The following is a 12,767-nucleotide window of genomic DNA, read 5'->3' as shown; positions in this document are numbered from 1 at the left end:
CCGGGAATAGTCCCTGCTGCGATATTGCCACTTACTCGGCGGAAGGTGGCAGAACCGTGCAGTGGACGAAACAGAACGAACAAACTGTGTACGCGAACCGCTGGTTCAGCGTCAATCTGGCGGATGTGGAGCTGCCCAACGGCTCACATCTGGACCACTTCCTGATCCGGCTCCGTCCGGTCGCCGTCGCCACGGTGGTCAACGAGGCCAACGAGGTCCTGCTGCTGTGGCGGCACCGCTTCATCACCGACAGTTGGGGCTGGGAACTGGCCGCGGGGGTCGTGGAGGACGGCGAGGACATCATGACCGCGGCCGCGCGGGAACTGGAGGAGGAGACCGGCTGGCGGCCGGGGCCTCTGCACCACCTGATGACGGTGGAGCCGTCCAACGGCCTCACCGACGCCCGGCACCACGTCTACTGGTCCGACCAGGGTGAGTACACCGGTCATCCCGTGGACGACTTCGAGTCGGACCGCCGTGAGTGGGTCCCGCTCAAACTCGTCCCCGACATGATCGCCCGAGGGGAGGTCCCGGCCGCCAACATGGCGGCCGCGTTACTCCTGCTGCACCATCTCCGGCTCGCCGACGGTCAGTGAGCCAGCGCCTGCCAGACGGCGACGGCGAGCGCCCCCAGGGCGGTGAGCGCGGCCACCGAGGTCAGCGGCCAACGGGCGTGTTCGAGGGACTTCACCCGGGAGTTCAGCTCGTCGAGCTCCTTGGCGGTCTCCTCGGTACGGTGACTGAGCAGTGCCAGCCCGCCTTCGACGCGCGCGTAGGCGACGTCGAGGCGGCGGCGTAACTCGGCCAGTTCTCCGTGAACCACGGCCTGCTCCGGTTCGACGGTCACGGGTCCACTCCTCTCTGTGGTCGGACGGGACGACTCCGCATCCCTTGCATGCGCATGCAGAGTCAACCGCCCTGGTGGGCCCGTGGGGAGCGTGTGCGAAAGGCATATGCGAGCCCCCGGCGCACACGGAGTGTGAAACACATGGACCCGGCACTCATCCGAGTACCGGGTCCATCCGCGTTCCGCTTGCTCAGCGGGGCGCTCAGTACGAGTAGAAGCCCGACCCGGACTTCCGGCCCAGCCGGCCCGCCTCGACCATGCGCTGGAGCAGCGGGGGAGCGGCGTACAGGGGCTCCTTGTACTCGGTGTACATGGAGTTGGCGATCGAGACGATCGTGTCCAGGCCGATGAGGTCGGAGAGCTTCAGCGGCCCCATCGGGTGGGCACAGCCCATCTCCATACCGTTGTCGATGTCCTCGCGGCTGGCGATGCCGGACTCGAACATGCGGATCGCGGAGAGGAGGTACGGCACCAGCAGCGCGTTGACGACGAAGCCGGAGCGGTCCTGCGCGCGGATGGCGTGCTTGCCCAGCGTCTTCTCGGCGAAGATCTGCGCCCGGCTGAGCGTGCCCTCGGAGGTGGTGAGGGCCGGGATCAGCTCGACCAGGTTCTGCACCGGGGCCGGGTTGAAGAAGTGGATGCCGATCACATGGTCGGGGCGCGAGGTGGCGACCGCCAGCTTGACCAGGGGGATGGAGGAGGTGTTGGAGGCCAGGATCGCGTCCGGGCGGGTCACCACCTGGTCGAGCACCTGGAAGATCTCCGTCTTCACCTGCTCGTTCTCCACCACGGCCTCGATCACCAGATCGCGGTCGGCGAACTCGCCCAGGTCGGTGGTGAAGCTCAGCCGGGAGAGGGCCGCGTCGCGCTCCTCCTCGCTGATCTTGCCGCGCTCGGCCGCCTTGGCCAGGGAGTTGTGCAGCCGGGTACGGCCGTACTCCAGGGCGTCGCCGGTGGTCTCGGCGACCATCACGTCCAGTCCCGCGCGTGCGCACACCTCGGCGATGCCCGCGCCCATCTGGCCGCAGCCCACGACTCCGACGCGCGAGATGTCTCCGGCTCGGAAGTCCGTCACATCGTCCCCTTCGCTGGTTCTCCGGCTCGTGCAGGGCGTCCGGTTTCGGTGCCTGCTCCGATCGTGCACGTTACCGCCAAGTATCGATGATCGATCGACGGGGTAGGGACAAGCCGTGCCTCCGGGACGATCCGTCACGGGGCGGACTCGGAGCGTGGGAGAGGCAGGAATGGTCAGTCGTGCGGCAACCGTCTCGCGGCGGACGCTCGCCCTGGGGACGCTGGCGGCTCTGACGGCGGGCCTGAGCACTCCGGCGTACGCCTCCGGGCAGCACCGCCGGGAGATGCGCGGGGTCTGGCTCGCCACCGTCGCGAACCGGGACTGGCCCTCGCGGCCGGGGCTCCCGCCCGAGGAACAGCGGGCGGAGCTGATCGCCCACCTCGACCGGGCGGTGGCGGACCGGCTGAACACCGTGATCTTCCAGGTGCGCCCCACCGCCGACGCCCTGTGGCCCTCCCCGTACGAGCCCTGGTCGGAGTACCTGACCGGCACCCAGGGCCGCGACCCCGGCTGGGACCCGCTGGGCACCGCCGTGCGCGAGGCCCACGCGCGCGGACTTGAGCTGCACGCCTGGTTCAACCCGTACCGCATCGCCAACCACACCGACCCCGGCCGGCTCACCCCGGACCACCCGGCGCGGCTGCACCCGGAGTGGGTGGTGCCCTACGGCGGCAAGCTGTACTACAACCCCGGCCTGCCCGAGGTCCGGCGGTTCGTCCGGCTGGCCATGCTGGACGCGGTCGCCAAGTACCCCGTGGACGCGGTGCACTTCGACGACTACTTCTACCCGTACCCGGTCGCCGGGCAGACCTTCGACGACGACGCGGCCTACGACGCGTACGGGGGTGCCTTCGACAACCGGGCCGCCTGGCGGCGCCACAACATCGACCGGCTGGTGCGGGAGGTCGCGGCAGGTATCCGGCGGGTACGGCCCGGCACCCGGTTCGGGATCAGCCCCTTCGGCGTCTGGCGCAACGCGGCGACCGACCCGCGCGGCTCGGACACCCAGGCGGGCGTGCAGACGTACGACGACCTGTACGCCGACACCCGGAAGTGGGTGCGCGAGCACTGGATCGACTACATCGTCCCGCAGATCTACTGGAACATCGGCTTCCCGGCCGCCGACTACGCCAGGCTCCTCGACTGGTGGGCGGCCGAGGCCGCGGGCACCCGGACCCGGCTGTACGTGGGGGAGGCGCTGTACAAGGCGGGCGCGACGGGGCAGCCCCCCGCCTGGCAGGACCCCGCCGAACTGTCCCGGCATCTCACTTTGGCCGCTCGATATCCGCAGGTGCGCGGGCATGTGTTCTTCGCCGCCCAGGACGTGGCCCGCGATCCGCTGGGCGCGATGGCGCGGGTGGTCGCCGACCACTACCGCCGGCCGGCGAGACCCCCGCGCTGACCCCGTTGTTCCGCTAGCTCGTCTCGTCCTCGTGGTGCCGGACCTGGCAGTCCGGGCCGGGCGACATGATGGCCTCGTGCCCGTCCTCGAAGCGGACGCGGTAGGGCGGTTCGCCCTCCTCGCCGATCACTTCGACCACTTCGGTGACCTGATCGTGTTGGCCGACCACACGTCCGTGCTGGACAAGGTGGTCGCCCTTCGACGCGCGCATTGTCAGGCCCTCCTCACGGTCACGACCGTTGGGTGACGGCGATGCACACGAGCACGGCGACCGCGGTCAGCGGTGCCGCCGCGGGGACGTGCTCGCCCAGTAGCAGTGCCGACCACACCAGTGTGAGCAGGGGCTGAGCCAACTGCAACTGGCTGGCACGCGGGATGCCGACGGCCGCCATGCCCCGGTACCAGAGCAACAGCCCGAGGAACTGCGAGCCCACCGCGACCCACAGCACCCCGGCGATCCCGTGCGCGGTGAGCCGTACCGGCTCGTGGCCGAGCGCCAGCGCGGTGCCGAGCGCGCTCAGCGGCAGGCACAGCACCAGCGCCCAGCCGATGACCTGCCAGCCCGGCATCACCCGGGCCAGCCGCCCGCCCTCGGTGTATCCGGCCGCGCACACCAGCAGGGCGCCGAAGAGATAGACGTCCGCCCTGGTCAGGGCGGAGCCGCTCTGGGTGACCGTGAAGGCGACCACGGCCGCCGCGCCGGCCAGGGCCGCCGTCCAGAAGCGGGGAGAGGGGCGTACGCCGGTGCGCAGGGCCGACACCGCGGCGGTGGTCAGGGGGAGCAGGCCCACGACGACGGCCGCGTGCGCGGTGGTCGAGGTCTGGAGCGCGAGCGTGGTCAGCAGCGGGAAGCCGAGCACCGTGCCGATCCCGACCATGGCGAGCCCCGGCAGATGGCGGGCCTCGGGCAGCGGCACCCGCAGGAGCAGCAGACAGGCGCCCGCGACCAGTGCCGCGAGGACGCCCCGGACCGCCACGAGCGACCAGGGCCCGAAGCTCTCCAGGCCCCAGGCGGTCGCCGGGAAGGTGAGGGAGAAGGCGACGACACCGAGGGCCGCCTGGCCGGTGCCCAGGAGCAGGGGCTCGCGGGGCGCGGTGACTGCTATCGAGGTCGTATCGGTAGCGCTACTCTGTGCTCTCATGAACGAGCGTAGCAGTGTGCGGGAGCTGGCGGAACAGTTGCGCAGGGAGCTGGACCGCTACTCACCTGGTGGAAAGCTCCCGTCCAGCCGGGCACTGGTCGAGCGGTTCCGGGTCAGCCCCGTGACCGTCTCGCGGGCGCTGGGCCGGCTCGCCGCCGAGGGGCTGGTCGTCACCCGGCCCGGTGCGGGCGCCTTCCGGGCCGGGCCGCGCGCCGCGACCCCGCCCGCCGGGGACACCTCCTGGCAGGAGGTCGCGCTGAGCGCCGACGCGGCCGGGGACGTCGTACCCCGCACCGTGGACGCCTCCGGGGTGATGGTGTCGCTGCCCGCGCCGCCGCCCGGTGTGCTGGAGCTGAGCGGCGGCTACCCGCACCCCTCCCTCCAGCCCGAGCAGGCCATGGCCGCCGCGCTCGCCCGCGCCGGACGGCGGCCCGGCGCGTGGGGGCGGCCGCCGCTGGAGGGGCTGCCCGAGCTGCGGGAGTGGTTCGCGCGCGGCATCGGCGGGTCCGTCACCGCGGCCGAGGTGCTCGTCGCGGCCGGCGGCCAGTCCGCGCTGGCCACCGCGCTGCGTGCGCTCGCACCGCCCGGCGCGCCCGTCCTGGTCGAGTCGCCCACCTACCCCGGCATGCTGGACCTCGCCCGCGCGGCCGGCCTGCGGCCCGTACCGGTGCCGGTCGACCCCGACGGCGTACGCCCCGACCTGCTGGCCGACGCCTTCCGTGCGACCGGCGCCCGCGTGTTCGTCTGCCAGCCCCTGTTCCAGAACCCGACCGGCGCCGTGCTCGCCCCCGGCCGGCGCGCCGAGGTGCTGCGTATCGCCCGCGCCTCGGGCGCCTTCGTCATCGAGGACGACTTCGTACGCCGGCTCGCGCACGCCGACGCGCCCGGACTGCCCCGGCCGCTGGTGGCGGACGACCCGGACGGTGTCGTGGTGCACGTCGGCTCGCTCACCAAGGCGACCTCGCCCAGCTTCCGGGTGGCCGCCCTCGCCGCGCGCGGGCCGGTGCTGGAACGCCTGCGCGCCATCCAGGTCGTGGACAGCTTCTTCGTGCCCCGGCCGCTGCAGGAGGCGGCACTCGAACTCGTCGGCTCACCGGCGTGGCCGCGCCATCTGCGGTCGCTTTCCTCGGAGTTGGCGGTACGGAGGGAGGTGATGACCGGGGCGCTGGGTGTGCATCTCCCCGAACTCGCCCTGCCGCACATCCCGTTCGGCGGCTATCACCTCTGGCTCCGGCTGCCCGAGGGGGTCACGGAGTCCGCGCTGACCGTCGCCGCGTTGCGCGCGGGTGTCTCCCTCACCCCCGGCCGGCCCTACTTCAGCGCCGAACCCCCGGCGGCGCACATCCGGTTGAGCTTCGCGGCCGTGGCGAGTACGGGGGAGATCGCGGAGGGGGTGCGGCGGCTGCGGTCGGCGTGGGACGAAGTGCGGTGAAGCCACTCAAGTCGCAGCGTAATCAGGGGCGTTGAGACACTGGAGGTGGTGTTTTCCGGTCACGCTCACAGCGGCCGGGGTGAGGGCTCTTGACCGGCCCCCGTCCGGGGATCACCATCACCGCATGCCACTTCGGGTGACGTTCGTGGCCGCAGCGCACGGTTCCCCGTCGCACGCGGAGCGGTTCCAGGACGACCGGCCGCTGGGCCAGGCGGGCTGGGACGAGGTGCAGCGCGTCGTCGGGTATCTGCTGCCGCTCGCGGCCGCCGAGTTGCGCTACTGCTCCCCGACCCCGCGCAGCCGCGCCACCGGCGACGCGCTCGGGTACGCCCCGCTCTCCCAACTCGCCCTGCGTGACTGTGACATGGGACGCTGGCGGGGGCTGACCCTGGCCGAGGCGATGGCCCGCGAGCCGCAGGCGGTGGACGCCTGGCTCGCCGACCCGAGGGCCAGCCCACACGGCGGCGAGTCGATGCTCGCCTTCATCTCACGGGTGGGCGGCTGGCTCGACACCCGGCCCGGCGACGACCACGCCCGCATCGTCGCCGTGGCGGAACCGGCCGTGATCCGCGCGGCCCTGGTCTACGCCCTCCAGGCGCCGCCGTCCGCCTTCTGGAGCATCGACGTACGCCCCCTCTCCACCATCACCGTCGCCGGGCGCGCGGGCCGCTGGACCCTGCGGCTGGACGCGGTGTCGCCTCAGCCCTCGCGCACGTAGTCCGTGGTGAGCACGAGGTCCTTCTTCGGGCCGCCGACCCGCCACACCGAACGCCAGTGGTCGGCGTCGGTGACGGTGAACTCGCCCCGGTAGAAGTCGGCCGCGCAGGGGTGTCCGGCGATGTGCCGTCCGCTGCGCAGGTCCAGGTCGTGGAAGGGGCGCCCGTCCGCGAACCGCACGTCCGCCGTGCCCGGCTCGGCGCCCGCCAGGAACCGCAGGGTGCGCGTCGCGGGCCGGGTCACCCCCTGCCAGGTGAACTCCCCGGCCTCCTCGTGCAGCAGCCCGTCGTCCAGGGAGCCGAAGTCGGTGTGCCCGGCGAAGTACCCTTCCTCCGCGCCCGCGAGGTCCCGCACGGTACGGGTGACCCGCCACCGCCCGGCGAGGAACCCGAGCGTGTCGGCCACCGGCCACCACTCGCCGCCGGTCACCGTGTCCTCCTGAAGGGCCCGTCGGGCGAGTCCGCAGGCGTCTTCCGCTCGGCCTCCGCCCGGATCTCCTGGTGCGCGGCATGGCTCGTCGCCCGGAACGCCTCCTCGTACGCGGCCAGCACACCCCCGGCGCCACCCCGCCGCCGCACGTAGCGAGCCAGCCAGGTCAGCGCCCCCAGCACCACCGCCAGCCCACCGCCCAGCATCAGGTACGGCACCCACACACCCATACCCCGAGCTTACGACCCACCCCTCAGCGGTCCACGGCCCCCTCCACGGGCAACCACAGCTCCGCGTCCGCCTCGCTCCCGTCCCCGGTCGGCCGTACGCGCAGGATCTCCGGGCCGGGGCGGCTCACGTACGGGTTCGACGGGAACCACTGCGTGAACACGTCCCGCCACAGCGTCTGGACCGCGAGCGGCATCGGCCCGGAGACCGTGAACACCGCCCAGGTGCCGGCCGGGACGGGCAGCGTGGCCAGGCCCTCCGGGGCGGGGGACGAGGTGACCACGCCGTGCCAGTAGTCGAGTTCCGTGCCCTCGGCCCGGCTCGGGTCCAGGTCGTCGCAGACCGCGACGATCCCCTCCGGTTCCTGGTCCGACAGCTTCGCCAGCCGCTCCAGATCCTCCCGGCCGATCCCCCGGACGAAGTCCATGATCGCCTGGTTCGGTCCCGCGTGCACCAGAGGCACCCGGGCCTTGTATCCGACCACGCCGAACGCCTGCTTCCGCTCGATCCGGTGTCGCATGTCACTGTTCCCTTCGACGACGAGGCGGAAGGACATCCGGGGCTGTGAGCTGAGCGTGACACCGGCCCGGCGGGCCTCGCTCGGACCGACGCCGTGCATCGCGCGGAACGCCCTGGCGAACGCCTCGCCCGACCCGTACCCGTGACGCACCGCGATGTCGAGCAGCGTCGCCCGCCCCGCGACCACCTCGGCCGCCGCGAGCGTCAGCCGCCTGCGCCGCACATACTCCGACAACGGCATCCCGGCCAGCGCGGAGAACATCCGCCGCAGGTGATACACCGAGGTCCCGGCGACCCGCGCCAACTCCTCCGCGTCGACACCCTCACCGAGCCCCAGCTCGATCCGCTCCATGGCCTGATTGAGCCGCTCAAGCACGCCCCGTCCCCTTCCTTCTGACACCGGGAACGCTAGGCGGGCGGAGGGACCCGGGACCCGACAATGTGTGCCCGATTCTGTCGGGTGGTGGTCGGAGCCCGGAAAACAACGAAGGCAAGAGGTTCGACGCCTCCTGCCACTTTCAAGATATAGCGCACAGGGGGCCTTGCGGCAAGGCCCCGTCGGTGTCGCAGAATGGGCGGCCGTGGTCGGGAGTGCGGGAAATGGTGTGCTCGTGGAGTTTGCCCCTGTCTGTCGGCCGGTGGGTAACTTCGTTGATGGGGCGGGTTGATGTTCGATGTGATCGTGGTCGGCGGCGGGCCGACCGGGCTGATGCTGGCCGGAGAGCTGCGGCTGGCCGGGGTGGAAGTCGTCGTGCTGGAGCGGCTGGCCGAGCCGAGCCGTCAGTCCCGCGGACGCGGCCTGCACGCGCGCAGCGTCGAGGTGATGGACCAGCGGGGCCTGCTGGACAGGTTCCTCGTGGAGAGCGAGAAGTTCCAGGTCGGCGGTCTGTTCGGCGGCATCGTCAAGCCGTGGCCGGACCGGCTGGACACGGCCCACCCGTACGGCCTCGCCACCCCGCAGGCGGTCACCGAGCGCCTCCTCGGCGACTGGGCCCGCGAACTCGGCGCCGAGATCCGGCGCGGCCAGGAGGTGGTCGCGCTGAGCCAGGACGCCGACGGGGTGACCGTGACCCTGGCCGACGGCACCGACCTCCGCGCCCGCTACGCCGTCGGCTGCGACGGCGGCCGCAGCACCGTGCGCAAACTGCTCGGCGTCGGCTTCCCCGGCGAGCCCGCCTCGGTCGAGACGCTGCTCGGCGACATGGAGGCCACCGAGGACCCGGCGACCATCGCCTCGGTCGTGGAGGAGGTCCGCAAGACGCAGTTGCGCTTCGGCCTCTCGCCCGACGTGGACGGCCAGCAGGGGGTGTACCGCGTCATCGTCCCCGCCGACGGCGTCTCCGAGGACCGCGCCGCCCCCACCCTCGCCGAGTTCCAGCAGCAGCTACGGGCGGTCGCCGGCACCGACTTCGGCGTGCACTCACCCCGCTGGCTGTCCCGCTTCGGCGACGCCACCCGGCAGGCCGAGCGCTACCGCGTCGGCCGGGTCCTGCTGGCCGGTGACGCGGCCCACATCCACCCGCCGGCCGGCGGCCAGGGACTCAACCTCGGCGTCCAGGACGCCTTCAACCTCGGCTGGAAGCTGGCCGCCGAGGTGCACGGCCGGGCCCCGGACGGCCTGCTCGACACCTACCACGCCGAACGCCACCCGGTCGGCGCCCGCGTCCTGGAGACCACCCGCGCCGCGATGACCCTCCTCGGCACCGACCCCGGAGCCACCGCACTGCGCGAACTCTTCGCGAAACTCATGGACTTCGAGGAGGCCAACCGCCACATCACCGGCATGATCACCGCCGTCGACATCCGCTACGACCTGGGCGACGGCCACGAACTCGTCGGCCGACGGCTGCGGGACGTCAAGCTCAAGCAGGGACGCCTCTACGAGCACACCCGCACCGCCCGCGGCCTGCTCCTCGACCAGACCGGACGCCTCTCGGTCGAGGGCTGGGAGGACCGCGTGGACCACCTCGTCGACGTCAGCGACGAACTCGACGTACCCGCAGTGCTGTTGCGCCCGGACGGCCATGTCGCCTGGGCGGGGGAGAGCCAGGAGGAGCTGCTCGCCCACCTGCCCCAGTGGTTCGGCGAGACAGAGGTCACGGCGCCGGATACTCCGCCAGCAGCGTCTCACTCGCCTTCTCGCTGACCAGATAGACCGCGGAGGCGATGAACAGACCGGGGATGTCGGGGAACACCGACGCGTCCACCACCCGCAGCCCCTCCACCCCGCGCACCCTGAAGTCACCGTCCAGCACCGCCAGTTGATCGTCCTGTGTGCCGATCCTGGCGGTGCCGCACGCGTGATGGCCCCAGGACTGGGTCCGCGCCCACTCCTTGAGCTGGTCGTCGGTCCGCACCTCGGGCCCCGGCACCAACTCGCCCTTCACGCCCGCCTCCGAGGCGTTGCCGATCACCTCGCGGGCGATCCGCAACCCGTCCACCAGGCCCTCCAGATCCTCCTCCCAGCCCGGCGTGCCCTCGGAGAAGTAGTGGAACCGGATCTCGGGCGGCTCGGTGGGGTCGGTCGAGCGCAGACTCACCGACCCGCCCCGGTTCTTGGTGTGCCCCTTGAGCACGACCACGCCCAGCCGGTTCCGGCCATGGGTGCCGTCCTCGGCGTAACCCGGGTAGTAGCCGTGGAAGTCGAGCGGCATCGCCAGCAGCATGAGGTCGGAGTCCCCGTCGGAGACGCTCGACTTGCCGATGAGGGCGGCGAGTTGGCCATTGGTGCCGTAGGGTCCGCCCCGGTCGGCGTACCACTCGCCGATCAACTCGTCCTGTTTCTCGCCGGGCAACGGCACATCCAGCGACGAGCCCTCGAACAGCGGGTAGTCCTGGTCGAGTTCGGCCACCACCGACGCCTCGTACCGGTCGTGCAGATTGCGCCCCACACCGGGCGCGTCGACACGTACGGGGATGCCGAGCCGCTCCAGTTCCTCGCGCGGTCCGATGCCGGACAGCATGAGCAACTGCGGGGTGTTGTAGGTGCCCCCGGCCAGGATGACCTCGTTGCGCGCGTACGCCGTCCCCTCGGTCACCGCGTCCTCGTCCCGGTCCGCCGCGTCCGGCCGCAGCCGGCACGTACGGTCCGACGAGGCGCCGTACGCGCGGTGTTGCTCGCGGTACGCGACGCCCACCGCGCGGTCGCCGTCGAACAGCACGCGTGTCACCAGGGTGTTGGTCCTGATCGTCAGCAGGTCCCCCACCCGGTGGCGGACGTCGAGCAGCCGCTCGCGGGTGCCGTTGCGGGTGCCGCCGTCGACCGAGACCGGGATGAAGCCCATGCCCTGGAAGTCCGGCGGGGTGTCGGCCGCGTTGGGGTCGCGGGGGAGGGGCACGTCGTCGGGGATGCCGAAGCGGTCGCGGGCGGTGCGTTCGACGGCGCCGATGATGTCGAGGAAGCGGGGTTCGCGGGGCGCGAGGGAGGGCGCTGCGCGGGTCGTACCGAGCCAACCCTCCGTGCCGTGCCGGGACTTGGCGTTCCGCTCGGCCGGGGTGTCGCCGGGGAGCGGCTCGGCGTCCTGGCCCTGCCAGTTCTCCAGGCGCCGGAAGCGTTCCCGCATCGCCTCCTCGCTCCACCCGGAGTCACCGGTCAGCTCGACCAGCCGCTGCCACTCCTGGCCCTGCGGGAACAGCATGATCAGCGCGTTGACCGTCGTACTGCCGCCGAGCGAGCTGCCGCGCGGGTACAGCACGCCGTCCTCGGCGCCGGTGAACTTGCGGTCCTCGCGCTGGGTCGCCGGGTCGTCCCAGTGGCGTACGAAGAAGCTCCACGCCATGTCGGGGTCCTCGCTGGCGAAGCCCTGCATGATCGGGATCGAGTAGTACGGGCAGTCGTGTTCGTCGCCCGCCTCCAGCACCAGGACCCGGTGCCCGGCGAGGGCGAGGTTCGCGGCCAGGGGGCCGCCGCCGGCGCCCGAGCCGACGACGACGAAGTCGAATTCCTGAGCGGTCTCCGGTGGCTGCTGAGGCATCCCGTCTCCTCCACGCGCTCCCCCCGGCCACTCTGCACCCCTGGGGCGAGGCTCGCACATCATGCGGGTGACCGGCGCGGTGTCTACGTTGGAGAAGAGGACGTATCCCCTGCCAGAAGGAGGTTTCCCATGTCGGACGCGACCGACCTGAGCAAGGACCCGGCTCCGGACCCGGCCGAGGACAACGCGTTCTTCCCGTCCCCGTACTCGCTGAGCAAGTACACGTCTCCCAAGACCGATTTCGACGGGGTCCAGCACAAGGGTGCCTACACCGGCGGGCGGTGGAAGGTGCTGATGATCGGCACCGACGAGCGGTATCTGCTGACTGAGGACGGCAAGTTCTTCTCCACCGGCAACCATCCCGTCGAGATGCTGCTCCCGCTGCACCACATGATGGAGGCCGGCTTCGACGTCGACGTGGCCACCCTCAGCGGCAACCCCGTGAAGCTGGAGCTGTGGGCCATGCCGGAGGAGGACAAGGCCGTCATGGAGACGTACGAGGCGCTCAAACCCAAGCTGAAGGAGCCGCTGAAGCTCTCGGAGGTGGTCGCGGACAGGCTCGGGCCCGAGTCGGACTACATCGCGGTCTTCATCCCGGGCGGGCACGGTGCGGTGATCGGGCTCGCGGAGAGTGAGGACGTGACCGAGACGCTGGACTGGGCGCTCGCCAACGACAAGTACGTCATCACCCTCTGCCACGGTCCGGCCGCGCTGCTCGCCGCCGCGCGGGGCAAGGACAAGTCGCCCTTCGACGGCTACTCCCTGTGCGTCTTCCCCGACGCCCTCGACACCGGCGCCAACCTGGAGATGGGCTATCTCCCCGGCCGGCTGCGCTGGCTGGTCGCGGATCTGCTGGAGAAACAGGGCGTGGAGGTCCTCAACTCCGAGATCACCGGCCAGACCCACCAGGACCGCAAACTCCTCACCGGCGACAGCCCGCTCGCCTCCAACGCGCTGGGGCTGCTGTCGGCGGACGTGCTGGTCGAGGCGGCGAAGGACTGA

General features: G+C 71.7%; 14 protein-coding genes. 6 read left to right on the top strand and 8 right to left on the bottom strand.

The annotated features are described in order from the left end of the window. The first annotated feature begins 56 nt into the window (after positions 1-56). The gene (locus E5083_RS26165) at positions 57-596 is read left to right on the top strand and encodes an NUDIX hydrolase (protein WP_135788141.1); all 540 of its coding nucleotides are present in this window, start codon (positions 57-59) and stop codon (positions 594-596) included. Here the strand turns inward: E5083_RS26165 and E5083_RS26160 are convergent. Then, positions 590-847 (bottom strand): hypothetical protein, encoded by a 258-nt coding sequence (locus tag E5083_RS26160; RefSeq protein ID WP_030812856.1) that lies wholly within the window; start codon positions 845-847, stop codon positions 590-592. The two genes, E5083_RS26165 and E5083_RS26160, sit on opposite strands and share 7 nt — an antisense overlap. Before the next feature lie 202 nt (positions 848-1,049). Beyond that, positions 1,050-1,922: a 3-hydroxybutyryl-CoA dehydrogenase gene (locus E5083_RS26155; protein WP_135788140.1), complete on the bottom strand. Its 873-nt coding sequence runs from the start codon at positions 1,920-1,922 to the stop codon at positions 1,050-1,052. Between the two features lie 169 nt (positions 1,923-2,091). Here E5083_RS26155 and E5083_RS26150 point away from each other — a divergent pair, with 169 nt between their 5' ends. Beyond that, positions 2,092-3,324, top strand: coding sequence for a glycoside hydrolase family 10-like protein (locus E5083_RS26150; protein ID WP_135788139.1), 1,233 nt, complete (start codon positions 2,092-2,094; stop codon positions 3,322-3,324). Positions 3,325-3,337: 13 nt separating this feature from the next. Here the strand turns inward: E5083_RS26150 and E5083_RS26145 are convergent, their stop codons facing one another. Both E5083_RS26145 and E5083_RS26140 read right to left on the bottom strand, forming a co-directional pair. Next, on the bottom strand, positions 3,338-3,535 hold the full coding sequence (locus tag E5083_RS26145) for a DUF1918 domain-containing protein (protein WP_030812868.1): 198 nt from the start codon (positions 3,533-3,535) through the stop codon (positions 3,338-3,340). A 19-nt stretch (positions 3,536-3,554) separates the two neighbouring features. Next, complete coding sequence (locus E5083_RS26140) at positions 3,555-4,466, bottom strand: DMT family transporter (RefSeq protein WP_135788138.1); 912 nt, start codon at positions 4,464-4,466, stop codon at positions 3,555-3,557. On the opposite strand from E5083_RS26140, the gene E5083_RS26135 reads away from it, so the two are divergent. Both E5083_RS26135 and E5083_RS26130 read left to right on the top strand, forming a co-directional pair. Next, positions 4,465-5,898, top strand: coding sequence for an aminotransferase-like domain-containing protein (locus E5083_RS26135; RefSeq protein ID WP_208754158.1), 1,434 nt, complete (start codon positions 4,465-4,467; stop codon positions 5,896-5,898). The genes E5083_RS26140 and E5083_RS26135 overlap by 2 nt on opposite strands. Positions 5,899-6,022: 124 nt before the next feature. Next, positions 6,023-6,616: a histidine phosphatase family protein gene (locus E5083_RS26130; protein WP_135788137.1), complete on the top strand. Its 594-nt coding sequence runs from the start codon at positions 6,023-6,025 to the stop codon at positions 6,614-6,616. Here E5083_RS26130 and E5083_RS26125 read toward each other — a convergent pair. From E5083_RS26125 to E5083_RS26115, 3 genes are read right to left on the bottom strand one after another with little or no spacing between them, the layout of a single operon-like run. Further along, complete coding sequence (locus E5083_RS26125) at positions 6,598-7,044, bottom strand: DUF6314 family protein (protein WP_135788136.1); 447 nt, start codon at positions 7,042-7,044, stop codon at positions 6,598-6,600. The two genes, E5083_RS26130 and E5083_RS26125, sit on opposite strands and share 19 nt — an antisense overlap. Further along, a complete protein-coding gene (locus tag E5083_RS26120) occupies positions 7,041-7,274 on the bottom strand; it encodes a hypothetical protein (RefSeq protein ID WP_135788135.1) in 234 nt (77 codons plus the stop codon). Before E5083_RS26120 ends, E5083_RS26125 begins: the two co-directional genes overlap by 4 nt. Positions 7,275-7,297: 23 nt before the next feature. After that, on the bottom strand, positions 7,298-8,167 hold the full coding sequence (locus tag E5083_RS26115) for an AraC family transcriptional regulator (RefSeq protein ID WP_135788134.1): 870 nt from the start codon (positions 8,165-8,167) through the stop codon (positions 7,298-7,300). Between the two features lie 291 nt (positions 8,168-8,458). On the opposite strand from E5083_RS26115, the gene rox reads away from it, so the two are divergent. Beyond that, positions 8,459-9,937: a rifampin monooxygenase gene (gene rox / locus E5083_RS26110; protein WP_135788133.1), complete on the top strand. Its 1,479-nt coding sequence runs from the start codon at positions 8,459-8,461 to the stop codon at positions 9,935-9,937. Here rox and E5083_RS26105 read toward each other — a convergent pair. Further along, entirely contained in the window at positions 9,888-11,765 is a 1,878-nt protein-coding gene (locus E5083_RS26105) for a GMC family oxidoreductase (RefSeq protein ID WP_135788132.1), read from the bottom strand. The genes rox and E5083_RS26105 overlap by 50 nt on opposite strands. 129 nt (positions 11,766-11,894) lie before the next feature. Here E5083_RS26105 and hchA point away from each other — a divergent pair, with 129 nt between their 5' ends. Continuing rightward, a complete protein-coding gene (hchA, locus tag E5083_RS26100) occupies positions 11,895-12,767 on the top strand; it encodes a glyoxalase III HchA (protein ID WP_135788131.1) in 873 nt (290 codons plus the stop codon).

The sequence above is a fragment of the Streptomyces bauhiniae genome (genome assembly GCF_004784475.1).
Taxonomy (GTDB): Bacteria; Actinomycetota; Actinomycetes; order Streptomycetales; family Streptomycetaceae; genus Streptomyces; species Streptomyces seoulensis.
This window is presented reverse-complemented; position numbering and strand designations above follow the sequence as displayed.

Bases quoted from the DNA above. Each gene is read 5' to 3' on its own strand.
- E5083_RS26105 (WP_135788132.1), bottom strand. From the start codon at position 11,765: ATGCCTCAGCAGCCACCGGAGACCGCTCAGGAATTCGACTTCGTCGTC.
- E5083_RS26120 (WP_135788135.1), bottom strand. From the start codon at position 7,274: ATGGGTGTGTGGGTGCCGTACCTGATGCTGGGCGGTGGGCTGGCGGTG.
- hchA (WP_135788131.1), top strand. From the start codon at position 11,895: ATGTCGGACGCGACCGACCTGAGCAAGGACCCGGCTCCGGACCCGGCC.
- rox (WP_135788133.1), top strand. From the start codon at position 8,459: ATGTTCGATGTGATCGTGGTCGGCGGCGGGCCGACCGGGCTGATGCTG.
- E5083_RS26145 (WP_030812868.1), bottom strand. From the start codon at position 3,535: ATGCGCGCGTCGAAGGGCGACCACCTTGTCCAGCACGGACGTGTGGTC.
- E5083_RS26150 (WP_135788139.1), top strand. From the start codon at position 2,092: ATGGTCAGTCGTGCGGCAACCGTCTCGCGGCGGACGCTCGCCCTGGGG.
- E5083_RS26130 (WP_135788137.1), top strand. From the start codon at position 6,023: ATGCCACTTCGGGTGACGTTCGTGGCCGCAGCGCACGGTTCCCCGTCG.
- E5083_RS26135 (WP_208754158.1), top strand. From the start codon at position 4,465: ATGAACGAGCGTAGCAGTGTGCGGGAGCTGGCGGAACAGTTGCGCAGG.
- E5083_RS26140 (WP_135788138.1), bottom strand. From the start codon at position 4,466: ATGAGAGCACAGAGTAGCGCTACCGATACGACCTCGATAGCAGTCACC.